This window comes from Klebsiella sp. JN_Kp127 (assembly GCF_040062505.1).
Classification (GTDB): domain Bacteria; phylum Pseudomonadota; class Gammaproteobacteria; order Enterobacterales; family Enterobacteriaceae; genus Klebsiella; species Klebsiella quasipneumoniae.
The window spans coordinates 38,300-62,111 of sequence record NZ_JBEAHS010000053.1 but is presented as its reverse complement, the minus strand read 5'-3'; the positions used below and the strand labels follow the sequence as shown (position 1 = coordinate 62,111).

Here is a 23,812-nt window from a genome sequence, read left to right as displayed (position 1 = left end):
GATTACTGGCCAGCGGTTTGATAGTGCAGCTCAGCCTGGCGGCGCAGATACTCAAGCCCAGGGGCGATGGCCATTGCCCATGCGGTGAGGATCTCCTCATCGCACAGCGGATCGCTGGCGCGGACGGTTTTGAGCATCGCTTCCCGCCAAAGGGCAAAAAAACGCGGCGGCAGACGCAGGCCTTCCTCGCTCTGCGCCCGCGCCAGCCGTTCCAGGAAATCGGGTACAAAGAGGTCGCCGTTGACCGCCAGCATGGCGAAAAAGCTTTTAAAGATCATCTGCTGGCCTTCTTCGCCAGAGCGTTGTGAGAAGTGCTGCTCGGTTTCCGCAGACATATGGATAAAAGTAGTGTAGAAGGCCTCGAAGAAGCGCTGTTTGTCGTGCTCCGGTACGACGCGATTCAGGCTGGCTTCAAAGAGATCGCGATAAAACTTCATGGTGCGCTCCTCATGACCCGTTCGCCCGGCAGGCAGCGGCGGGGCGGGTTAAATTCGTCCGTCGCGCGGCGGGCAAAGTAGCTGTTGTCATCCGCGAGGCCGTTTTTGAACAACGGCCCGGCGTTGTGTTTGTAAAACAGCGCCTCCAGCACCATGGCGTTGGTGGAGAGGGTGAGGGTGGCGTTGACGTCGCCGGTGGCCTCGACCCGACCTTCAAACCAGCCGCGCTGCGGGTCGTTAAGATGGGTAGTGACCGCCATCAGCGCATCGGTATACTCGGTTTCCCACAGCGTCCACAGGACAAAGACCGCTTTGGTGGTCACCTGCGCCAGCCGGGGGTAGTATTTCCCGTCGTCCCCGAGCGTATTCCAGGCGTAGCCATTTCCCCAGACGGTGTCTTCCACGTGCCAGGGCGCCTGGGTAAGCGAAAAATCGGCCCGGGCGGTGAGCACCTTATCCTGCGTCCAGCGCGTTTTCTGGCTGAGCCATATCCCTTCCGCCCGGGCGCGCATGGCTTTTTGTACCTCTTCCGACACGCCAGGCGGCTGCCAGCCGAACTCCAGTCCCGGCAGCATGGCGGGCAGAGTGGAGAGCACCACGGGTTGCCAGGTGGTTCGCGGGTCGCGGTCGTCAACGGCGAGGCGGCGCTGATAAATAATCACATGGCGCGCCGGGGGAGAGAGAGCCTTGCCGGCCGGAAATCCCCACAGGCGGAACGCGCTGGCGGCGTATTCACTGTCTCCCAGCCGGAGCTCCTCGCGGATCGTCCGCTGCCCGCTCTGCAGTGAGGCGGACCACAGCTCACCGTCTTTATCGATCACCGGACAGAAGTTCCAGCGCAGGATAATTTTATCAATGTACTCGCCATACTGCGGCGCGCGTTCGGCGGTGAGCCGCAGGGCGAGCATCAGTCGCGCCATATCTTTCGCTGACCAGCCGCTGCCCGCCGGTTTGCCGCTGAAGTCGACAGGGGTCGCCGTCTGAGTGGAGTATAGCCTGCCCGGCGAACCGCCGTCGGTTAGCGTCAGTCGATTGAGGGTGCCGAGCAGGGGCGTCAGGCGGGCGTCGAATTCCGCTTCCTTTACCAGCCCCAGCTCTCTGGCGGCGAGCAGGGCGATAAGGGTGTCGCCCATCTGCCATAGCGTCGCGCGGGGCTGTTTGTCGCTGCCGTTGACCAGGCCGGTATGCGGCTGGGTATTGTTCTCGACGTACCGCCAGGCGATCTGCGCCCACGTCCGCTCCTGCGGCGTCAGGCTGCTGATACGGGCGGTGGTGTGCCAGCCGCCTTTAGTCAGCCAGCGCCACCCCGCGCCTTCGCGACCAAACAGCGCCAGGGCGATAAGCAGCAGGACGACGGCGACGGCCAGCCAGCGGGCTATGGTTTTAAGCATTGCGCGGTCACCGGCGGAAGTTTAACGGGCTCGTCAGCCTTGCAGGCGGCGCACTGGCAGGCCTGGCAGGCGGGTTGGGTGCGCTGCGTGGTCCCGGTCTGCTCGCACCATGTTTTGACGGCCGGGGTGTTGCTCAGGAACGGGCGATTGCGCGGGCCGTTATTCGGTTCAAAGAGATCCACCAGCTTCTTGTCCCACAGCGACGGGGCGAAATTGCGGTTTTTCGGATTGTCGCTGGAAAACTGCAGCAGTTTGCCCTCTTTTTTAAACAGCAGCGCTTCCAGCATGATGCCGTTATTGTTGGCGGTAAATTCATTGATTGGCCCGTCGCCGTTCTCATACAGCCCCTCGTAATAGCCTTTACCCGCTTCGTTCGCGTTTTCAATGGCGTCCAGCAGACGATCGGTATAGGGCGAGTTCCACAGCACCCACATCCCCATCGCCGCTTTGAGCGACACGGCGGCGCTGTTCGGTACGAACTGGCCTTTGTCGGTTATGGTGTTCCAGTTAAAACCATCGCTGAACACCGTGTCATAGACAAAGTACGGGGATTTATCGAGCTGATGCTCGGAGCGGGCGGTGAGGATCCCGGTGATGGCGTAGCGATTCTCCTGGGCCTGATAGACCCGGTCGGCAAAGTTTTTCATCCAAGGATGGGAGTACTCGCGCGGGCTGTTGTTCCGGTCAGCAGGATTATCAAAGCCAAACTCCATGCCATACAGCACGTAAGATTCACTGACCACATAGTTATGCTGGCTGGTTTGCCGCGGGTCGCGCGAATCATAGGGGACCAGCACGCAGTAAATCTCCGCCAGCTCGTAGGGCTGCGGCCGGCTGGCCTGACAGGTGTTAAATCCCCACAGCTGAAAGCCCGCCGCGCCGTACTCCTCGTAGCCCAGGCGGCCTTCCTGAACGTATTTTGGCTGGCCGTTTTCCAGATACGCCCCGTACAGCGTGCCGCAGGGATCGACCACATGGCTGAAATCCCACCCCAGCACCACGTTATCGATGCTGTTGCTGTATTCCGGATAGCGCTCCTTGATCACCTTCAGCCAGATCAGCATTCTGCCAATATCCAGCGCCGAATAGCCGATTTCGCCCGGCTTGTTCTGGTAGTTCACCTTCTGTCCACTCACGGTGTTATAGGCTTTGTTGGGCAATTCGTTACGGAATAAATCGAGCTTATTCAGCGTGGCGAGAAACTTCAGCATCCGACGGTCGAACTCCGCCTTATCAATAATCCCCAGCTCACGGGCCGCGGTCATCGCGGCCAGATAGGAGGCGCTGTCCCACATGGTGGTGGAGGGGTATTTGTTCACCGCATTGACCAGCCCGGTGGTGGGCTGAAAGTTGGCGACGAAATATTGCCAGGCGTTTCTGGCGATAGTCATCTCCCTCGGCGTCAGCTCCCCGCTGCGCGGGGCGTATTCCGCAGCCGGCAGACCGGTCGCGGCCTGCGCGCCGGAGAGCGAGAGCCACAGCGCCATGAGTCCGGCCAGCAGGGGAAAACGGGATAAATAGATCAGCTTCATGGCGTTGCTCCTGCTGAGGACGAGGGGAGAGGGGCAGGGCTCAGGCAGGCCAGACACAGCATCTGCCCCCGGGAAATGTAGGCCAGGCTTTCCAGCACGATCGCGTTGGTATCGCCGTCAATAACGTCGTTGACGCTGCGGTTGAGGTTTAACCCGCGCTGCCAGCCCCTGCCCGGGACCTGCAGCGTCTGGACCTGCTGGCGCAGCGCTTCGCTCCAGCTATTACGGAACAGGGCGTACCAGGCAAAGGCGGTGCGGGTGGAGGTGATCGCCGATTGCTCCGGGGCGGCGCTGCGCGGGGCGAAGGCGCTCTGCGGCTGCCGGTCCGCCAGCGCGCTGGCATAATCCGGCGCGGGCTCGGCGTAGTCGGTGCTGATCGGCGGCTTGCTGACCCTCAGGCTATGACGGCGCTGCTGGATTTGCATGATGCGCCAGGCGATCTCCGCGCTCTGCGCGTCAAAGCCCAGCTCAAGCCCGGTGAGCAGGTACGGCAGGCTGATCAGCGAAGGCTGCCGACCCCAGGGCGTGCGCAGCCCCTCGTCGGGCACCATGATGCCGTCGATATCGATCATCTGCTGCCCCTGCGGCGGGTTGGTCACCGCCAGCCCCGCGGCGCTGTCGATCAGCCGCAGCGTATGGCTGGCGTACAGCCGGTAGCCAAAGCTGTCCCGCGGTTCATCCGCCGCCAGCGCCCAGTGGTGCAGCGGCGCAGCGGCCTGGCTGGCGGGGCTGTTGCTGATGAGCGCGCCGACCCGCCACTGATTAAACAGATCCCGCACCGCGGCGGCGTGCTGAGGATAGCGCCAGAGCAGCGTTTGCAGGGCGGTGAGCAGGCGTCCCATACCGATGGCGGAGGAGTCCGGGTTGCCGAGGATCTGCAGCGTGTCGGCATGGTACTGAGCGGCGGGCAATCCCAGGGCGTTGAGGGGCAGTTGACCGAGCGTAAACAGGGCGGCGGCAATGCGCTCATCACCTTCGGCGGCGGTCACAATATGCAGCTGCTCTGCGGCGACCACGGCGAAAAGATAGCTGCCGACGCTCCACAGGCTAAGCCAGGGTTCGCCATCGTGCGCGTTGGCCAGACCGTTTGGCTGAGTATTATTCACATAATACTGCCAGGCCACTCGCGCCCAGATCGCCTCGTCAAAGGTCAGCTCGCGCGGGGCAGGGAGCGGCGGAAAATCCTGGCTCAACGTCATCCCACCGCTGCTCTCGACGCGCGCGGGCATCTGTTTTTCCACCCACACGACAATCGCAAAACCCAGCAGGAAGCCAATGAGGATGGTGAGGTAGCTGCGGGCGGGGAGCAGGGCATCGCGGATCCTCATCGACTTGCCTCCTGCTCTTCGGGGGGCGTCCATATGGCGGCGAAGATAAGCGGCAGCATGGCGGCAATATTCACCGCGCCCCAGAAAATGTTGATGACGTACCCGGAGGGGTCGTCAACCTGCCCGCGCACCACCTGAATGCCGCCCCATAGCAGCCCCGTCAGGGTGAGTACAACGATGGCAATTTGCGGCTTGACGAGATAGAGAAAACGGCCCGTCTGTCGCTCTTTCGGCGTGACGTGAAATTTGATCTGCTCCCCGCGCAAAACGGTGTTTAGCGCCCGCAGATTCATCGAGAAAAAGGAGAGGTAAGAGGCCCGGCCGTCCCAGGCCGAAATACCCCAGGTGCCGAACATAAAGGCCAGTTCGGAGACAATAAAAAAGGGTAAAAAGTGTAGATAGAAAGGGGTAGACCACGCCGACACCGGGGGAATGCCGGTGAAGAGATAAATAATGGGTGAAATCAGGAACACGGTATTCCATACGCAGGCCAGATAGGACCAGAAGGTGGTCGCGTACATCAGCGTTTGCGGCAGCGAGAGTTTAAAGCGGCGGCGGCTGAAGATGTTGTCATGGAACAGGATATCCAGCGAACCGGCGGCGTACTTAAAGCGCTGGATCATCCACGTCAGCATATCCTGCGGCGAGAGCATTTTCGACTCGATCCGCGGGTGCATTACCGAGCGCCAGCGGCGGGCAGCGTCGCCGTGCAGCAGGATGGAGGTATAAATATCTTCCGAGACGTGGAACTTATAGGGCGTCAGTTCAGTATCGAAGGCCACGTGGGGGCGCATGGCCTCCTGCAGCGCTTCCCGCGTTGCCGGGTCGCGAATATCCCGCGTATGACGCGCGATCTCGGCGTCAACGCTCCAGACGTAGCTGCGCAGCGCGGCCTGCATCACCGCTTCCCGCCGGTGAACGGAGGCGGCGCCACAGCAGAATGCGGCATTAGCCCAGTTGCGGCGCCGTAAAATCACGTCGTAAAACATGCGCGGATCGTTGAAAAACGGATCGCGACCAATGGTCACCGGACCGACGATTTTCTGCGCCAGCCAGCCCACGCCGTAGCCTGCGCCGCCCGCTTTACGCCGCAGCCAGCGCGCCAGATCCTCCCCTTCAGGGAGATCGAAAAACCATTGCGGGGTCTGCACCCAGGCGACGTCCGGATCGCGAAAATAGCCGAGCGTATTGCTCAGCAGGGTCGGGAAAACGCGGGTATCGGCATCACAGATGATCAGAAAGTCGCCATCGGTATGTTCCAGCCCGTTGCGCAGGTTACCGGCCTTATAGCCGATATTGCTCTGACGGGTGATATAGTTCGCCCCCTCCTGCTCGCAGACCTCCTTCATCTCCGGGCGACGCCCGTCGTCAAGAACATGCACCTTATAGTCGAGCGGACCGGGATAGGTCATCCGCATGGCGTCACGGATCGACAGCCTGACCAGCTCCACATCTTCGGAGTAGGTGGCGATAAACAGATCGACTTTAATCGGCCTCGACTCCACCGCTTCATCCGCTCGCAGACAGTCGTTAATCTCCGTCGGGGGGACGCCTGGCGGAGGATCTTTTTCCTGCCATAAATTAATGGTGAACAGGACTGTGCCAATCCACGCCAGGGTTTCCGCCAGCGCCAGCGGAACGGCATACCATAGGGCGTCGGTATTTAAAGACGCGGTCCAGCGCCAGTAAATATAATTGGCGCCGAGAACCAGGGCGGCCACGGCTAATACCTGCCAGATCATCCTCACCCAGCGCGGGGTGCTGAGCGGCTCAGGCGGTCGACGATGTTCAAAACGGGAAAAATAAAAATCCATAGCAAGGATATCCTGATTCCGCGCTGAGTTTGAATGACTGGTCTGTTATTGATTGGCGGCGTTCTGCAGAACGCACAGGGGCTTATAAATAACAGTAAAGTGAGTGTAGATGGTGGCGTAAAAATTTCAACAGCGCGAAATGATAGTCACCGGGATGACTTAACATAGTGTGATGTACGCAGGCGGAATTTATAAAATGAGCATTGCAAGATAGCGCATTCTACACTATCTAAATAATTTGTAATAAATGTTGCAGGGTAGACGACGGGATCCCTCATGAGCCAGGTTGTTTCAGCGATTTCGCAAAAAGAAACTGATAAATCAACGGCCTGGCGTTACTCTCTGACCGGGGATCGCGACCTGCGTATCGACTTTATGCGCGGTATTGCTCTCGTGATGATGGTGGTGGCGCATACCGAAGTGATGTCGATATTTAATATTTTCAGCTGGGAACGATTTGGTTTGACCACCGGTGCCGAGGGCTTTGTGATCCTGTCCGGCTTCATGTTAGGGATGCTAAATCGTGTCAGATTACAAAAGGCAGTATTATTGACGGTGAGCTGGGGGCTTTATCTTCGCGCCTGGAAAATATATCAGGTTAATATTATTATTATTGTCTCTTTTCTTTTGCTGAGATATTTACCTCATATTAATGTCTATGAAGTCACTCATTTTACCGACCGCTTTTCCGGGACCAGTTGGTCGCTTTATCCGCTAACCCCACAAATAAAAGAGACGTGGTTTAACATTATCCTCTATCTGCAGATTGGCCCGCATCAGACGCAGATCCTCGGTCTCTATATTTTTTTGTTATTGCTCAGCCCGCTGTTTCTCGGCATGCTGCAAAAGGGTCACGTCTACCCATTACTGGGCGTCTCGCTGCTGATCTACGGCTGCTGGCAACGCTGGCCGGTACGGGTGACGCCCTGCGAATTTGAATTCGCCTTTCCCCTGATGGCCTGGCAATTTATCTTTGTGCTGGGAATGTGCTGCGGCTGGTACAAAGCGGAACTGATCTCTTTCGCCCGCATGCCGCCCGGCAAAGTCGCCGTCGCGGCGCTGGTGTGCATCGCGCTTATCCTTGCGTTTATCGCCCAGAATCATACCAATCCTTTTATGCCGCCCGCGCTGCTGATGCATGTGATCCCACCGGCGGAATTTAACGCCTTTTACCATACCTGGGCGGCAAAAAACGGCCTCGGGCCGGTACGGATCCTTAATGATATCAGTCTGATGGTCACTATTTATCTGCTGTTGACCTGGTGCTGGCGCCCCTTGAACTGGCTGGCAGGCTGGTTCCTGATCCCGCTCGGGCAGCGTTCGCTCTACACCTTTATTTTGCATGTTTACATCGTGCTCGCCGTAAGCCAGCTGGTCACCTTCGATCTGTGGCGCCAGGCGTGGATAGTGAACACCTTGATCCATGCCGCCGCGCTGGGCGTACTGTGGCTGATGGCCAAATACCGCGTCGCCGCACGCTGGATACCTAACTAAGGAAGGGCAAATGCGGGAGAAATATATGCTGGCCTGCGCGCTATGGTGCGCCATCGCAGGTGCTGAAGGAGCAGAAAAGAACGACGCACAACCGCTGCGTGATAAAAATGGTGAACCGGTGCAGGCCGGCGTGTTTACCAGCCGCTGGGGACGGCTTTTTTCCGGGAATGACAAGGTGTTTTCCGGAGCGCTGAGCTTTAGTTCGGGTTTAAAAGAGCAGTGGATGACCGTCCCCAACAGCTCAGACAGCGCAGAACAGAAGAAAAAATATAATCAGACGCTGAACCTCAGTCTGCAATACTCGCCTTACAGCTTCTGGTTCGCCAACGTGACATCACGTTTACCGGTGACCGATACCAGCCGCTATACCGCCGATTTTCGCTATAGTTTTGGCTACGACGACTGGCATGCCAACACCGTCAGCCTGGTTTACAGTAACTATGGCGATAACCACTTCTGGACTTCGGGCAGCAAGCGTCACACCTATTTTGAGCAGGGGGCGATTACCCTGGCGTATAAATTTTCGCTGCCGAAACCCATGGAGCATGCGCTATTGATTAACAAAGGCGATGCCATTATCTGCCAGGTAGGCTACAGCTGGGTGCCGCGCTATTACGATCTGGAGAGCGATGACATCCGCAAAAACAAAAACGTGCTGCTCGGCGGCTGCGGATATACCTTTAAGCAGCATTTTTTTGTACGCGCTACCGCGTTCTGGTATCCGGACAGTAGCCAGCAGCAGCCGTGGAATGGCGACTACAGTTACAGTTTCGGCTACGCGGGCTATACGCCAGGATCGTTCTCTGTGCAGTATGCCAACTATGCCGGTACCCGCTATCCGGGGCACGACAGCGGCAGCGGCAAGTTTCGTGAAGGCACGATCAGCCTTATCTGGTTCTTGCCGATTTAGGAGGCGCGATGTCGGCACAGCACGTCCTGATTGTTGAAGATTCGCTGGTTTATCGTCGGCTGCTAAGCCGGATGTTGACGCAGTGGGGCTATATCGTCAGTGAGGCGGAAAACGGCGTCGCCGCGCTGGCGATCCTCGAAAACCAGCCCGTCAGCCTGGTGATAAGCGACTGGGAGATGCCAGAGATGAATGGCCTGACGCTGTGCCGGGAAGTTCGCCGTCGCCAGTTTGGTCACTACGTTTATCTGATATTGCTTACCGCTCGCGAAGACCCTGGCGATTTAACGCAGGGGTTTGAGGCCGGGGCCGATGATTTTCTCAGCAAACCGGTAGAGCAGAGCGAACTGCGGGCGCGGCTGCACGCCGGGTCGCGGATCCTCTCCCTTGAGGCTGACCTCGCCGCGCGCAATGCGCGGCTGAGCGAAGCGCTGCGACAGATTGAACAGGATCTGGAGCTGGCGGCGCGCATTCAGCAGTCGGTTCTCCCGGCTCATCAGCTGCGTCATCAGGGATTTTTCTCCGACTGGATTTTCCTGCCCTCGGCCTGGGTGTCGGGGGATATTTTTAACGTCTTCCCGTTGGGCGATCGTCTCGGATTTTACTGCGTGGATGTCTCCGGACACGGCGTGGGGGCGGCGATGATGTCGCTCGCCGTCGCCCGCCAGTTTCTGCATGGCAGGGCCGTTGAGCGCTTTCTTTTTACGGCAGACAACCAGCCGGCGTCGCCTGCTGAAGTGGTGGCGATCCTTAATGGTCGTTTTTGCAGTGACGAAACAGAGATTGTCAGCTATTTCACCCTGATCTATGGCGTCATCGACCTGAAGACCGGCGCGGGCAAACTCTGTCAGGCCGGGCATCCCACGCCTTTTATCGTGAGCCCGGACGCAGCCGTCCGTCCGGTCGGCAGCGGCGGGGCGCCGGTGGGGTTGATAGACCATCTCTCGTGGGCAGATGTCAGTTTCTCACTGGCGCCGGGAGAGCGGCTGTGCCTGTTCAGCGACGGCATCAGCGAATGTGAAAACCGGAGCGGTGAACAGTTTAGCGAGGCGCGTTTACAAGCATGGCTGCAGGACAGCGTGACGCAGCCGCTGCCCGCGCTGCTGCCGGGGTTTGCCCGGCACCTGATCCGCTGGCGCAGTGGCGACGGGCAGGAGACTCAGGCGATGGCCGATGATGTTTCACTCTTGATTATTGAACGAACAGGGGACAGTGATGAAAATTGAAACCGAACGGCAGGCCTCGGTGACGATCCTGACGCCGGCGGTGCGTCGGCTGGATGCGTCCGTCGCGGTAGCCTTTAAAGCGGCAATCGCCCAGGAGATAGGCGAAGATCGCACCGATCTGATTGTTGATTTCAGTAAAATCGATTTTATCGACAGCAGCGGTTTGGGAACGCTGGTTTCGCTGATGAAAATGATGAATGGTAAAGGAGAAATGACACTGTGCGCGCTGAACCCCGGCATCCGCAATATGTTTACCCTGACCAGGATGGATCGTATTTTTCGTATTTGCGAGGATCGCACTTCAGCCCTTGCGCAGTTCAATCCGTGATGCGCCCGTGAATAACGTCATGCTGTTTCCTGCCCAACTCAGCTCGCTTTCACCGCTGGCGGCGTGGCTGACTCAACAATTGGCGCCGCTGCCCGTCGGGGAGGAGTGGCGCTTCGCGCTCGATCTTGCCGCCTGTGAGACGGCCGCCAATATCATTCGCTATGCGCTGCATGAGGATCGGCAACGCGTTTTTCGTGTCGAATTTATCGCGGCGGAGGACCGGGTGACGCTGCGCTTTATTGATGCAGGAGAGGGCTTTCCGGCCGAGCGCCTGACGCTGGCGCGTAGCGATGAGCGCTTCGATGTCGATCCGTTAGCGGAAAGCGGCCGAGGTTTGCGGCTCATTCTGCGCGCGGTGGACTATTTTAATGTGGAAAGCCGCGCCGGGGAGAATGTGACGACCCTGATAAAAGCGTTGCCGGATGCCGGCCTTCGCCATTCCACCGACGGTGCGTCAGGTGAAGGACCAGATGTTGCCCCCAGGTGAATCACCGGGGGGATTTTCCCGCCCGCGTTCACCAGCTTCATCGTCTTATGGCTGTGCCTGAGCGGTGGACAGCGCGCCCAGGTGATAAGGGCGAATAGTATCTAAGGTCATCATGGCCGATTTGCAGAAAATGCATTTCGCACCAAAGGGATTTTTTTCCGTCACGTCAAACTGGGACGTTCTGTACTGGGAGCCATGGCAGCATGGGCATCTAAAATGGATATGTTCAATCATAATGTAAACCTTGTATGGGTAATGTTCTGTTGAAAAGACAATGGTCGTTTTCAGGGAAATTAACGCGGCTGATTTTTGTTAGTGGTAAGCCGGGTATTGGGTCAGACGGAGGGCTTTTTTAACGAGCCAACAGGGGTCTGACAGGGCCTGTTTACAGAAAAAGCAAAATACTAACGGGACTGCTCAAAGGAAGGTGGTATCAGGGATAACGCCTGGAGATGAGAACACGTGCTTCGATAATAATTTTTCGTCTGGTAAATCGACTTAATGATTAACGCACGAGCCGCAAATAATAGCAAACGTTATTTTAGCCTTCCGGATGCCTGCTGCGCCAGGGGCGCCTTCATCAGCGCCGTCACCCAGTCGATAAATACCTGTACCCGGGCAGAGAGCTGCCGGCTGCTGGGATAGAGCAGGGAGAGCGGCAGCGGCGCAGGGCGAAAATCAGCCAGCACCTCCGTTAACCCACCGGATGCCAGATCGGCCTCAAGGCGGGACAAGGGTGCCTGATACAGGCCAAAGCCCAGCCTGGCCGCTTCGGCGCCGACGTCGGCATCGGAAGTCAGCAGCCGACAGGGCAAACTGACCTCGGTCTGGCGGCCATCCAGGGTAAAACTGAGCGGCAAGGTACGGTGCGTGCGCGATGAAACAAAACCGATCGTCACGTGTCCCGCCAGCCCGTCAATCGTATGCGGGGTACCGTACCGGGCGAGGTAGGCCGGGCTGGCGCAGGTGATCTCCTGCAGCATGGCGAGCGGCCGGCAAATCATCTCGCTATCGGGAAGATGGCCGCCGCGAATGACGCAATCTACCCCTTCGCGGACCAGATCGACGTCGCGCTCGCTTTCGCCAATCTGCAAGGTAATGGCCGGATAGCGGGCGAGAAACTGCGGTAGCGCGGGCAGCAGCAGGGTTCGCGCCAGATTGCCCGCCACGTCCACCCGGAGGGTGCCGGAGATGCTCCCTCCGGCGCTGCGGTTGGCCTCCTCCAGGGCCGCCAGGATGGAGACGCAGCGCTGATAATACAGCGACCCCTCCGCCGTCGGCTGCACGTGCCGGGTGGTGCGCTGCAGCAGGCGCGCCCCAAGGCTGGCCTCCAGCGCCTTAATGGCTGCGGTCGCCACCGGCCGGGAAAAACCCAGATCCGCGGCGGCAGCGCTGAACGAACCCCGTTCGACGATACGCACGAACAGGGTCAGGGTATCCAGTTTATCCATGACATTGTTCCAGCTGGCAAAACAATCCTGTCGCACCATGCGGTCTTATCGTCGGCATTCAGAGGCCTATAATCGCTCATGTTTTCAGCAGAGATAAAAGGGGAAAACATGAACAATAGCGCAAAAATCGCCCTGGTGACAGGCGGCAGCCGTGGCCTGGGCCGCGCGACTGTTGAAGCGCTGGCTCAGCGCGGCGTGAACGTGGTATTGACCTACAACGCGCATTTCGCCGAGGCGAACGATGTGGTCGCGTGGGTTGAAGCCCAGGGCTCGCGGGCGATCGCGCTGCCCTTCAGCGCCGGCGAAACCGACACCTTTGACGGGTTTGTCAGCACCTTTCAGGCGGCCCTGGCGGAGCTGGGGGCCGATCGGTTTCATTACCTGGTCAATAATGCCGGCAATGCCAGCGGCATGGGGTTTCTGAACGCTACCGAAGCGGAGCTCGATGCGCTTTATCGCATCCATGTGAAGGGTGTTTTTTTCCTCAGCCAAAAATTATTGCCGCTGCTGGCCGATGGCGGGCGAATTGTGAATATCTCGTCCGGACTGACCCGTATCGTGATGGCGAATCGGGCGCCCTATGCAGTCATGAAGTCTGCGGTGGAAACCCTGACCCGTTATATGGCGTTTGAGCTGGGCGGCCGCGGGATCACGGTGAACTGCGTGGCGCCGGGCGCCATCGCCACGGATTTCAGCGGCGGGGTGGTGCGGGATAACCCGCAGGTCGCTCAGGCGGTGGCGAACATGACGGCGCTTGGCCGACCGGGGGTGCCAGAGGATATCGGGCCGATGATCGCCTCGCTGTTATCCGATGCTCATCGCTGGGTTAATGCCCAGCGCATTGAAGTTTCCGGGGGAATGCGCATCTGAGGCGAGGAGACAATCCGGCCAGCGTTTCGCTGAGCTGAATCAGGTTTGGCGGCAGCGGAAACGGCCGTTCGAAAACCGCCGGGCCGGTAACAAAGAGAGCGTCAGCGCGGCGATAGTCGTTCACTTAGTCAGAGAAAATGCGTTACTCCGCCAGCAGGGCGGCGAATTTCGCCAGCCACTGCGGGTGTGCCGGCCAGGCGGGGGCGGTGACCAGATTGCCGTCAACATGCGCCTGATCGATACCGATATCGGCATAATGCCCGCCGCTCAGGCGCACCTCCGGGGCGCAGGCCGGATAGGCGCTGCAGGTCCGCCCCTGCAGAATCCCGGCGGCGGCCAGCAGCTGTGGCCCGTGGCAGACGGCGGCGATAGGTTTACGTGCGGCGTCGAACGCCTGGACCAGTTTAATGACCTGTTCGTTCAGACGCAGATACTCTGGCGCGCGTCCGCCGGGGATCAGTAGCGCGTCGTAATCCTCGGCCTTCACCGCGGCAAAATCGGCGTTCAGGGTGAAGCGGTGCCCCGGCTTTTCGCTGTAGGTCTGGGCTCCGTCAAAATCATGGATCGCCGTCATCACATAGTCGCCGGCGGCTTTATCCGGGCAGACGGCATCGACCTGGTGGCCAATCATCTGCAGTGCCTGAAAAGGGACCATCGTTTCGTAATCTTCGGCGTAATCGCCGACCAGCATCAGGATCTTCTTGCTCATTATTTTTACTCGTTGTGGGAGAAAGGTGTCATAGATATAGCCTGGCGATCCGCAGAATGCGACCTCCTCAGGATGCCGATGACGGTGGCGTGCGCATCTTGTAACCGGGTTCATATTTTTTTGGTAACGACAACTTTTTTCGCCATCGCGCTGTGGTCAGTCGCCCAGAAAAATAAGCTCTTCAGCCACTGACGACTGTCTGCGGAGGAACATATCGCTGGGTCCGCGGTCATTCCTCGTCACGCTCGCTGACCGGTTAGCGCAAACCAGTTGCTGAGAAAAAGGTTGCTCTTGAATGTTTTGCCGCGCGGGTGACGATAAATTGCGTTGCGAGGGGATGATTTAATTCCAGGTGCTGTTATCGCTATGTTTATTCTTATATTTTTCTTTGGTGCATAATTTATTTTGATTATTGTTTTAGGTTTTGTATTTATTTATTAAATATTTATCCTGGTGCTAAGAAAAAATAAAATCATTCACCTTGTGAGTATATTCAATAAATCTTCTTGTTAAGTTGATCGATAATCTATTTCTGTTTTATTATCCTCAGGCTTTTACCGTCAACTCTTCAATAATTATTCCCTGAGGAAAGGAACTGCTATGGCTGATACGTTCCAGAATGAAGTGCCTAAGGCTCGCATTAATCTCAAATTATCTCTCCACACCGGCGGCGTGCAAAAAAAGGTTGAGCTGTCATTAAAGCTACTTACCATTGGTGATTTTAGTCACGGTAAAGACAACCGGCCATTATCGGAAAGAGAAAAAATTAACGTCAATAAAAATAACTTTAACAGCGTACTTTCGGAATTTAGCCCGGAGGTGAATCTCTCGGTGCCGAATACGCTGGCTGGCAATGGCGAAGAGGAGAACGTCAGGCTGCGTTTTACCGATATCAACGATTTTGAACCGGAGCAGATTGCCCGGCAAATTCCACAACTCCGCGCCATGCTGGCGATGCGTAATTTATTACGCGATCTCAAATCCAATCTGCTTGATAACGCCACTTTCAGAAAAGAGCTCGAGGCAATTCTGAAAGATCCGGCGCTGTCACAGGAATTACGCGACGAAATGAGTGCGCTTGCTCCGAAATAATGGCGGGGCAAGTCTGTTAATGGAATAACCGGGAAAATGCTAATGTCTGTTACCACAGAAAACAGCCCTGTTCAGGGGCAAACCGCGCTGCAGGAAAACACGGCGAGCGAGGGCGTTTACGCGTCGCTGTTTGAAAAAATCAATCTCGCCCCGGCCGCTCGCCTCGGGGACATCAACGACTTTCTGGACGATGCCGCGCTCTCCGAGGCGCCGGCGGCGGAGCGTCTGACCGCGGCGATGCAGGTGTTTATGGAGCGCATCCGCCAGTCCGGCCAGCGGGTGGAAAAGCTCGATAAAACGCTGATTGACCACCATATCGCTGAACTGGATTTCCAGATAAGCCGCCAGCTGGACGCAGTGATGCACCATCCGGAGTTTCAGCAGGTCGAATCCCTTTGGCGCGGCCTCAAACAGCTGGTGGACAACACCGACTACCGCCAGAACGTGAAAACGGAGATCCTCGACGTCTCAAAGGACGATCTGCGTCAGGACTTTGAGGATGCGCCGGAGCTGATTCAGAGCGGCCTTTACTGGCACACCTACACCGCGGAGTACGACACCCCCGGCGGCGAGCCGATCGGCTCGCTGATCTCGGCCTATGAGTTCGACGCCAGCGCGCAGGACGTGGCGCTGTTGCGCAATATCTCCCGGGTTTCCGCTGCCGCCCACATGCCGTTTATCGGCGCCGTCGGCCCGGCTTTCTTCCTGAAAGAGACCATGGAAGAGGTCGCCGCCATCAAAGATATCGGTAACTACTTCGAACGTGCGGAATATATTCGCTGGAAAGCGTTTCGGGAAACCGACGACGCCCGCTACATCGGCCTGGTGATGCCGCGCGTGCTGGGTCGTCTGCCGTATGGTCCGGACACCGTGCCGGTGCGCAGCTTTAACTATGTCGAGCAGGTGAAGGGGCCGGACCACGAAAAGTATCTCTGGACCAGCGCGGCGTTCTCTTTCGCCTCCAATATGGTGAAGAGCTTTGTCAATAACGGCTGGTGCGTGCAGATCCGCGGCCCGCAGGCCGGCGGCGCGGTGAAAGATCTGCCCATCCATCTGTACGATCTGGGCACCGGCAATCAGGTGAAGATCCCTTCCGAGGTGATGATCCCGGAAACGCGGGAGTTTGAGTTCGCCAGCCTGGGCTTCATTCCACTGTCGTACTACAAAAATCGCGATTACGCCTGCTTCTTCTCGGCCAACTCCGCGCAAAAACCGGCGCTGTACGATACCGCCGACGCTACCGCCAACAGCCGCATCAACGCGCGTCTGCCTTATATCTTCCTGCTGTCGCGCATCGCGCACTACCTGAAGATGATCCAGCGCGAGAATATCGGCACCACCAAGGACCGGCGTCTGCTGGAGCTGGAGCTGAACACCTGGGTGCGGAGCCTGGTCACCGAAATGACCGATCCGGGCGACGAGCTGCAGGCCTCCCATCCGCTGCGCGATGCCAGCGTGGTGGTGGAAGATATCGAGGACAACCCGGGCTTCTTCCGCGTGAAGCTGTACGCCGTGCCGCACTTCCAGGTCGAGGGGCTGGACGTCAATCTGTCGCTGGTCAGCCAGATGCCGAAGGCGAAGGCGTAGGGTCGGACGATGATGAAAACCGAACGTCCGTTATGGGGCCGGGGCATTATGGTGTCGCCCCAGCATTTTCAACAGCAGGCTGCGTTTGCCGCCTGGGCTGCGGAAGCGATTGCCCGGATGGGCCTCAACCACCCCTGGGGAGTGGTTGAGGCGACCTTCGAACCAGAGATGCTCAAACTGGGCCGCCTGCAGGCTCACAGGCTGCAGGTCCGGTTCCAGGATGGCACGATGATTGATACGGACAATGCCGATGCGCTGCCGCCGGCTTTGTCGCTGGAGGGCGAATCCCGCACGGGAGTGGTGATGCTGGCGCTGCCTCTGATGAAGGCCAATGGCGGCAACTGCCTGAAGCCTGATGATGTGGCCGACAGGCCGGTGCGCTTCCGGCAGCGCTGGCGCGATGTCCGCAACCAGTTCGGGGATGATACCCGGCAGATTGCCGTCATGCAGCCGGAGCTATCCCTCCGCTTCGCCCATCAGGATAACAGCGATTACCTGACCTGTCCGGTGGTACGCCTGCTGCGGGATTCGCAGGGGGCCTGGCTCATCGACGAGACGTTTCTCCCGCCGCTGCTGCAGATTCAGGGCAGCCGCTGGCTGGCGACGCAGCTTGAACTGCTGCTTACTCAGCTCCGGGCTCGTCTGACGCGCCTGATGGCCATGCGTCGCGAGAGCAATGAACGGATGGCTGATTTTGCCGTGGCCGATGTCTCTCTGTTCTGGTTGCTGAACGCGCTGAACAGCGCTGAGCCGGTGCTGGGTTATTTTCTGCGTTACCGGCAAAGCCCGCCGGAACGCCTCTATCCGGAGCTGGCGCGCCTGGCTGGCAGCCTGCTGACCTTTTCGCTGACCCATCAGGCGAATGCCGTCCCGATCTATCAACATGACCAGCTGAACGCGGTTTTTCCGCCGCTGTTTGATTTACTCAGCGACCTGCTGGAGGCGAGCTTGCCGTCGCGGGTGGTAGCGATTGCCCTGGAGCATGATGCCCGGCTGCACTTCTGGCAGGCGCGTCTGCACGATGCCCGGCTGCGGGAAGGGGCGGATTACTATCTGTCGGTTCGTTCGTCGGTACCGGTCGCCCAGCTGCAGGAACAGTTTCCGCGGCAGTGCAAAGTGGGCAGTCCGGATCATGTCAAAGCCATCGTCAACTCCTCGCGGACAGGGGTGCCCCTGACGCCACTGCGTCATGTGCCGGCGGCGATCCCGCTGCGTCTGGAAAACCAGTATTTCAGCCTCGATGTGTCCCATCCTCTGGCGACGGAAATGCTGCAGAGCGGTACCTGTATGTTCTACGTCCCGGGGATGCTCGGCGAGCCTGAACTTGAACTTTTTGCGGTGCTACGAACGTGAATGAACGTCAACGCGGCAACGCCGCGTCCATTGATATCGATGCGCTGCTGCAAAACACCTGGCTGCAGGTTATCAGCCTGCGCCATGGCCCGCAGTTCCGCGATGAGGAGGGGTACACGCTATGGCAGCGGTGTATTGCTGATGTCGAGCGCGTGCAAACTGAGCTGAAGGCGAGCGGGCTTGATGACGTCAGCTGTCAGCATATTCTCACCGCCCAGTGCGCGCTGCTCGATGAAGTCGTGAAAGGGCGCGGCGTGGAGGATGATGCCTGCCTGCAGTGGTATGACATTCCGCTGCAGGGGCATTTTCTCGGCACCATGGATGCCGGCGACACTCTGTGCGAGCGGATGCGCGAGGTTCTGCATGATCCGACGCCCGATCTGGCTGTGGTCACCTGTTTTCAGCGGGTGATGCTGCTGGGTTTTGTTGGCAGCTTTCGCTCCCTCCACGACCCGGAGCGCCTGAAGCTGGTCAACGCGCTCAGTGAACATGTCCCGCCTTTCCGTTGTCCGCAGGGCGCTCCGGTGCTGATAGAGAGCCGCGCCGGACTGGGGATAAGCGGCTGGCTGGCCTCCTGGCCGGTACGTGCAGGGCTGAGCGTGGCGGTGGTCGTGGCCCTGTGGTGGGGATTGAACCACTGGCTCGATCATCTGCTGCTGACCCTGCTGCCGGGGGAGGTGAAATGAGCCCCGCCCAGCAGCGCGGGCTGGCGCTGTGGGCAGGCTTGCTGAGCGCGCTGGTGTGCCTGCTATTTTTGCCGGTTCCCCGCTGGGGGGCGTGGCTCATTCTGCTGGTCACGCTGGCCCTGATTATCGTGATCTGGCGTATTGCCCGTCGTGGTGCCGAACGTCACGTCTCGTCAACCCTGCACGAACTTCCGGCGATCGCTTATCGCCAGCCGGTAGTCCTCGTTTGCGGCGATTTGCCGTGTGTCTGGCCGCAGCCGTCCCCGGTGCGGGTCGTCAAACAGGGCTGCTGGATCCGGGTGGAAAAGACGGAGGAGCTGCCGCAGGTTGCGCGCCAGATATTAAGCCAGCGACCGGAGTGGGGGCCTCAGCTGTCGGTGCTGCTCTGCGTCTGCCCGCAGCGGCACGCGCAAAGCGACGCGCTGACCAGCGCCCTGCTGGCCCTGCGCTGGCAAATCAGCCAGCTGCGGCAGCAGACGAGGTATGCCGTACCGCTGGCGCTGCAGGGGCAGGTGGGCAGCGCGATGAGCCCCAGTCTGCTCTGGCAGGCGGCGTTCCCGGGTGAGGCGGTGAAAGTCTGGCAGCCATCCTGCGCCCCCTGTTCTGTGTCGACCTGGTTGAGCGTCGGCGGCGCGGCGGCGCTGCAGCAGCAGGTGTTAATGAACAGCCTGATGGGCTGGTTCGAACGGCACGTCCTTGCCGTGTTAACGGAGGAGAATGCCGACCTGCCACCCTTGACCCCAGCGGCCGTACTTTGGGGGATCGGACCCACCCATGCCGGGAGCCTGGCGTCGTCGGCATGGACGAGGTGGTTATCCCGGCATACCGGCCTGACGCGGGTAGCTGGCTGGCAGCCAGGCGAGACCGACACCCCGGATGCGTCATCCTTGCCGGATTTCATCCTGTCGCAGTTACCGGCGGGACGGGGGCTTACGCCATGGGGCAGGGCCTGGCGCGCGGCGCTCGCTGTTTTCACTCTTGCGGCTGTCGCCGCGCTGCTCAGCAGTGGCTGGAACAATCGACAACTGCTGCAGCGCGTGGGCGCTGATATTGCCCGTTATGAGCGGATCGCGATGGATGATTATGGGGCAAAAGCCAGCGCCGTCAGGGTGCTGCGTGAAGATGCCGCGCTGCTGGATAGCTGGGCGCGTAACGGCGTCCCGCTGCGCCTGAGTCTTGGCTTATATCGCGGGGAGCGGATTCGCCTGCCGTTGCTGGAGGCTATTCGCCGCTACGTGCCGCCACCACCGCCCCCCAGGCCGGTGCAGCGCGTCGCGCCGCACGTCATCCGCCTTGACAGCATGTCGCTGTTCGATACCGGGAAATGGGTACTGAAACCCGGTTCGACAAAGCGGCTGGTCCACTCGCTGGTGGACATTAAGGCCAGGCCCGGGTGGCTGATCGTGGTGGCGGGCCACACCGACAGCGTCGGTGATGAAAAAGCCAACCAGCTATTGTCGCTGAAACGCGCGGAATCGGTCCGCGACTGGATGCGCGATACCGGCGACGTGCCGGATAGCTGCTTTGCCGTTCAGGGCTATGGCGAAAGCCGCCCAATTGCAACAAACGACACGCCGGAAGGCCGGGCGCTGAACCGACGTGTCGAAATCAGTCTGGTGCCGCAGGTCGACGCCTGCCGGTTACCGGACAAACCCTCTGCGTCATCCCAGGATGATGGCGCTTCACTACACAATGGAGAGTAATTCCATGGCAATTCCTGTTTATCTTTGGCTGAAAGACGACGGCGGCGCGGACATTAAAGGGTCTGTCGACGTTCAGGATCGTGAAGGCAGTATCGAAGTGGTGGCCCAGGAGCATAACCTGTACATCCCGACCGATAACAACACCGGCAAACTGACCGGCACGCGGATCCATACGCCTTTCCTGTTCACCAAGGAGATCGACTCCTCCAGCCCCTACCTGTACAAGGCGGTGACCACCGGTCAGACCCTGAAATCCGCCGAGTTCAAGTGGTACCGGATCAACGATGCTGGCCAGGAAGTGGAGTATTTCAACACCACGCTTGAGAACGTCAAGGTGGTGAAAGTGAATCCCCTGATGCACGACATCAAAGACCCTGCCTACGAGAAGCACAACCATCTGGAACAGATCGAGCTGCGCTACGAGAAGATCATCTGGACCTATAAAGACGGCAACATCATTCATTCCGATAGCTGGAACGAACGCGCTACCGCGTAATTGCCCGTCATTCTTCGCGCCGGAGGCGCGTTGGCGGCGTTCGCTCACCCCGGTCGCATCGTTATCTATGCGACCGGGGAGTAAGGAGGGCCATCGCCTGATGCGGACAGCGTTTCTCTGTCCGCCGTTTTTTGCTGAATGCCTGAGATGCGGGTACTCAGCAAAGAAAAACACAATCTGCCTGCCTGACCCTGTGCGCTATGGGTTCCTGTTGGGGAACAGCGACGGGCGGTAGCGTGTCCGGAACCAATAAAGAGAGGATCTCATGGAAAATCCAGCCAGCCTGTTACGCCGTCTTAATCCCTGCTGTGCCCGCGCGATGGAGGGGGCGGCCTCGCTGTGCCAGTCCCGGGCGCACGCTGAGATCCTGCCCGAGCACTGGCTGCTCAAGCTGCTGGAACAGGGGGAAGGCGATCTGACGGTGCTGGCGCGGCGCTACGAATGGGATATGGATGCGCTATGGCAGGATCTGCTTAGCTGGCTGGATAAACAGCCGCGCTCGGTACGTCATCGTCCTCAGCTATCTGGCGCTATCCTGAAGCTAATGCAGGAGGCCTGGCTGATTGCCTCGCTCAGCGGCGAAGCGCAGATCCGCAGTGTTCACCTGTTGATGGCGCTGGTAGCAAAACAGAATCTGATCCAGTGCGATGGCCTGTGGCCGCTGTTAACCCTGGGCCAGAGCCAGCTGGAACGCCTGCGCCCCCTGCTGGATACCCAGTCCGACGAACGTCCGCAAGCGCAGCAGGAGGCGGCGCTGGCGCAGCGTCATGGCGGGGACGTGGAGTTTGTGGGGCGTCCTGCGGACGGGGTACCGAACGCGGATGGGCCCAACCCGGCGCTGCAGAACGCCCTCGACAAATTTACTCTCGACGTCACTGCCAAAGCCAGAGACGGGCAGATTGACCCGGTGTTCGGACGTGATACGGAAATCCGCCAGATGGTGGATATTCTCTCCCGGCGTCGTAAAAACAACCCGATCCTCGTCGGTGAACCGGGCGTGGGCAAGACCGCCCTGGTGGAAGGCCTGGCGCTGCGCATTGCTGAAGGCAACGTCCCCGACGCGCTGAAGCCGGTGTCGGTGCGCACCCTGGACCTCGGATTGCTGCAGGCCGGCGCCGGGGTCAAAGGCGAGTTCGAGCAGCGGCTGAAAAATATCATTGAGGCGGTGCAGCAGTCGCCTGGGCCGGTGCTGCTGTTTATCGACGAGGCGCACACGATTATCGGCGCGGGCAATCAGGCCGGCGGGGCGGATGCCGCCAACCTGTTGAAGCCGGCGCTGGCCCGGGGGGAACTACGGACCATCGCCGCCACCACCTGGCGTGAATACAAGCAGTACTTCGAGCGCGATGCCGCGCTGGAGCGCCGCTTTCAGATGGTCAAGGTGGATGAGCCGGACGACGACACCGCCTGCCTGATGCTGCGCGGCCTGAAGCCCCGGTATGCCCACCACCACGGGGTGCATATCACGGATGACGCGGTGCGTGCCGCCGTGACGCTGTCACGACGCTATCTCACCGGCCGCCAGCTGCCGGACAAGGCGGTGGATTTACTCGACACCGCCTCCGCCCGCCAGCGCATGAGCCTTGATACCGTGCCAGAGCCGCTGACCCGCCTGAAGGCGCAGCTCACCGCGCTGGCGATGGAGAAGCAGGCGCTGCTGGAGGATATCGCGCTGGGCAACAGCGCCCACGGCGAACGGCTGGCGTTCATTGAGCAGGAGGAGAACCGCCTTATCCTGGCGCTGGATACCCTCGAAACCCAATATGGTCAGGAGCTGCAGCTGACGGAGGCACTGCGGGCATGTCGTCGCGATCTCTCCCGCCAGGGGGAAATCAACGACCTGCAAAACGCGCTTACTGCCGCCCAGCACGGCAATCCGCTACTCGGGCTGGACGTCGACGTCCGCACCGTGGCGACGGTGATTGCCGACTGGACCGGCGTGCCGCTCTCCTCGCTAATGAAGGATGAGCAGACGGAGCTGCTGAGCCTGGAACAGAGTCTCGGCAAACGGGTGGTTGGCCAGGAGGCGGCCCTGAGCGCTATTGCCCGGCGCCTGCGCGCCGCGAAAACCGGCCTGACGCCGGAGAACGGTCCGCAGGGGGTGTTCCTGTTGGTCGGGCCGAGCGGCACCGGCAAAACGGAAACGGCGCTCGCCCTCGCCGATGCGCTGTTCGGCGGCGAGAAAGCGCTGATCACCATCAATCTCTCCGAGTACCAGGAACCGCACACCGTCAGCCAGCTGAAGGGTTCTCCGCCGGGCTACGTCGGCTACGGCCAGGGCGGGATCCTGACCGAGGCGGTGCGCAAACGCCCCTACAGCGTGGTGCTGCTCGATGAGGTGGAGAAGGCCCATCGCGATGTGATGAACCTGTTCTACCAGGTCTTCGACCGGGGGGTAATGCGCGACGGCGAGGGGCGTGAAATCGACTTCCGCAACACCGTGATCCTGATGACCGCCAACCTTGGCAGTGACCTGCTAATGCAGCTGCTGGATGAACAGCCTGAAGCCAGCGAATCAGACCTGCACGAGCTGCTGCGCCCGGTGCTGCGCGGTCACTTCCAGCCTGCGCTGCTGGCCCGCTTCCAGACGGTGATTTACCGTCCGCTGCCGGCGGCAGCGCTGCGCGGCATTGTCGGCATGAAGCTCGGGCAGGTGAGTCAGCGTCTGGCTTGCCATTACGGGATGACCGCCACCCTCAGCGAGAGCCTGTTCGACGCGCTGACCGAGGCCTGCCTGCTGCCGGACACCGGCGCCCGCAACGTCGACATTCTGCTCAATCAGCAGATCCTGCCGGCGCTGAGTCAGCAGCTATTGAGCCATATGGCGGCGGGGCATAAACCGAACCATGTGACGCTGGGGTATCACGAAGAAGAAGGCATCGTGATGGCGTTTGACGAGAGGGCAATCGCCGATGAGTAGC

General features: G+C 59.5%; 21 protein-coding genes. 13 read left to right on the top strand and 8 right to left on the bottom strand.

Features of this window, described 5'->3' with window-relative positions; all coding sequences use genetic code 11:
* Positions 1-2 precede the first annotated feature (2 nt).
* From ABLV04_RS22370 to ABLV04_RS22350, 5 genes are read right to left on the bottom strand one after another with little or no spacing between them, the layout of a single operon-like run.
* Positions 3-437 carry a hypothetical protein gene (locus ABLV04_RS22370; RefSeq protein ID WP_023289374.1) on the bottom strand — a complete coding sequence of 145 codons (435 nt, stop codon included), beginning with the start codon at positions 435-437 and terminating at the stop codon, positions 3-5.
* A complete protein-coding gene (locus tag ABLV04_RS22365; protein ID WP_180265683.1) occupies positions 434-1,828 on the bottom strand; it encodes a DUF3131 domain-containing protein in 1,395 nt (464 codons plus the stop codon). The genes ABLV04_RS22370 and ABLV04_RS22365 overlap by 4 nt, the downstream gene beginning before the upstream one ends.
* A complete protein-coding gene (locus ABLV04_RS22360) occupies positions 1,813-3,360 on the bottom strand; it encodes a DUF3131 domain-containing protein (RefSeq protein WP_065812992.1) in 1,548 nt (515 codons plus the stop codon). The genes ABLV04_RS22365 and ABLV04_RS22360 overlap by 16 nt, the downstream gene beginning before the upstream one ends.
* A complete protein-coding gene (locus tag ABLV04_RS22355) occupies positions 3,357-4,688 on the bottom strand; it encodes a DUF3131 domain-containing protein (protein ID WP_023289377.1) in 1,332 nt (443 codons plus the stop codon). Before ABLV04_RS22355 ends, ABLV04_RS22360 begins: the two co-directional genes overlap by 4 nt.
* Positions 4,685-6,502: a cellulose synthase catalytic subunit gene (locus ABLV04_RS22350; protein WP_180265682.1), complete on the bottom strand. Its 1,818-nt coding sequence runs from the start codon at positions 6,500-6,502 to the stop codon at positions 4,685-4,687. The genes ABLV04_RS22355 and ABLV04_RS22350 overlap by 4 nt, the downstream gene beginning before the upstream one ends.
* A 276-nt stretch (positions 6,503-6,778) precedes the next feature.
* On the opposite strand from ABLV04_RS22350, the gene opgC reads away from it, so the two are divergent.
* The 5 genes from opgC to ABLV04_RS22325 are packed head-to-tail and all read left to right on the top strand — an operon-like array spanning position 6,779 to position 10,944.
* Positions 6,779-7,996 carry an OpgC domain-containing protein gene (opgC, locus tag ABLV04_RS22345; RefSeq protein ID WP_180265681.1) on the top strand — a complete coding sequence of 406 codons (1,218 nt, stop codon included), beginning with the start codon at positions 6,779-6,781 and terminating at the stop codon, positions 7,994-7,996.
* Positions 7,997-8,006: 10 nt separating this feature from the next.
* Positions 8,007-8,906 (top strand): hypothetical protein, encoded by a 900-nt coding sequence (locus tag ABLV04_RS22340; RefSeq protein ID WP_044522506.1) that lies wholly within the window; start codon positions 8,007-8,009, stop codon positions 8,904-8,906.
* Positions 8,907-8,914: 8 nt separating this feature from the next.
* Positions 8,915-10,129, top strand: a complete 1,215-nt coding sequence (locus ABLV04_RS22335; protein WP_180265679.1) for a SpoIIE family protein phosphatase — start codon at positions 8,915-8,917, stop codon at positions 10,127-10,129.
* Positions 10,119-10,457: an STAS domain-containing protein gene (locus ABLV04_RS22330; protein ID WP_023289382.1), complete on the top strand. Its 339-nt coding sequence runs from the start codon at positions 10,119-10,121 to the stop codon at positions 10,455-10,457. Before ABLV04_RS22335 ends, ABLV04_RS22330 begins: the two co-directional genes overlap by 11 nt.
* Before the next feature lie 19 nt (positions 10,458-10,476).
* Entirely contained in the window at positions 10,477-10,944 is a 468-nt protein-coding gene (locus tag ABLV04_RS22325; RefSeq protein ID WP_085550764.1) for an ATP-binding protein, read from the top strand.
* A gap of 45 nt (positions 10,945-10,989) precedes the next feature.
* Here ABLV04_RS22325 and ABLV04_RS22320 read toward each other — a convergent pair whose 3' ends face one another.
* Positions 10,990-11,178, bottom strand: a complete 189-nt coding sequence (locus ABLV04_RS22320) for a hypothetical protein (protein WP_023289384.1) — start codon at positions 11,176-11,178, stop codon at positions 10,990-10,992.
* A 302-nt stretch (positions 11,179-11,480) separates the two neighbouring features.
* Positions 11,481-12,395 carry a LysR family transcriptional regulator gene (locus tag ABLV04_RS22315; protein ID WP_023289385.1) on the bottom strand — a complete coding sequence of 305 codons (915 nt, stop codon included), beginning with the start codon at positions 12,393-12,395 and terminating at the stop codon, positions 11,481-11,483.
* 108 nt (positions 12,396-12,503) lie between these two features.
* On the opposite strand from ABLV04_RS22315, the gene ABLV04_RS22310 reads away from it, so the two are divergent.
* A complete protein-coding gene (locus ABLV04_RS22310) occupies positions 12,504-13,265 on the top strand; it encodes an SDR family oxidoreductase (RefSeq protein ID WP_180265678.1) in 762 nt (253 codons plus the stop codon).
* Between the two features lie 142 nt (positions 13,266-13,407).
* Here the strand turns inward: ABLV04_RS22310 and ABLV04_RS22305 are convergent, their stop codons facing one another.
* Positions 13,408-13,974: a DJ-1/PfpI family protein gene (locus tag ABLV04_RS22305; RefSeq protein WP_023289387.1), complete on the bottom strand. Its 567-nt coding sequence runs from the start codon at positions 13,972-13,974 to the stop codon at positions 13,408-13,410.
* A gap of 600 nt (positions 13,975-14,574) precedes the next feature.
* On the opposite strand from ABLV04_RS22305, the gene tssB reads away from it, so the two are divergent.
* The 7 genes from tssB (at position 14,575) to tssH (ending at position 23,811) form a co-directional block, all read left to right on the top strand.
* A complete protein-coding gene (gene tssB, locus ABLV04_RS22300; RefSeq protein ID WP_180265677.1) occupies positions 14,575-15,066 on the top strand; it encodes a type VI secretion system contractile sheath small subunit in 492 nt (163 codons plus the stop codon).
* Positions 15,067-15,108: 42 nt separating this feature from the next.
* The gene (gene tssC / locus ABLV04_RS22295; RefSeq protein WP_044522514.1) at positions 15,109-16,653 is read left to right on the top strand and encodes a type VI secretion system contractile sheath large subunit; all 1,545 of its coding nucleotides are present in this window, start codon (positions 15,109-15,111) and stop codon (positions 16,651-16,653) included.
* A gap of 9 nt (positions 16,654-16,662) precedes the next feature.
* Complete coding sequence (tssK, locus tag ABLV04_RS22290) at positions 16,663-18,006, top strand: type VI secretion system baseplate subunit TssK (RefSeq protein WP_072421769.1); 1,344 nt, start codon at positions 16,663-16,665, stop codon at positions 18,004-18,006.
* Positions 18,003-18,692 (top strand): type VI secretion system protein TssL, short form, encoded by a 690-nt coding sequence (gene tssL / locus ABLV04_RS22285; RefSeq protein ID WP_023289391.1) that lies wholly within the window; start codon positions 18,003-18,005, stop codon positions 18,690-18,692. The genes tssK and tssL overlap by 4 nt, the downstream gene beginning before the upstream one ends.
* Positions 18,689-20,395: an OmpA family protein gene (locus ABLV04_RS22280; RefSeq protein ID WP_147733794.1), complete on the top strand. Its 1,707-nt coding sequence runs from the start codon at positions 18,689-18,691 to the stop codon at positions 20,393-20,395. Before tssL ends, ABLV04_RS22280 begins: the two co-directional genes overlap by 4 nt.
* 4 nt (positions 20,396-20,399) lie before the next feature.
* Complete coding sequence (hcp, locus tag ABLV04_RS22275) at positions 20,400-20,891, top strand: type VI secretion system effector Hcp (RefSeq protein ID WP_023289393.1); 492 nt, start codon at positions 20,400-20,402, stop codon at positions 20,889-20,891.
* A gap of 265 nt (positions 20,892-21,156) precedes the next feature.
* Positions 21,157-23,811 carry a type VI secretion system ATPase TssH gene (gene tssH / locus ABLV04_RS22270; RefSeq protein ID WP_147733795.1) on the top strand — a complete coding sequence of 885 codons (2,655 nt, stop codon included), beginning with the start codon at positions 21,157-21,159 and terminating at the stop codon, positions 23,809-23,811.
* Position 23,812: the final 1 nt, after the last annotated feature.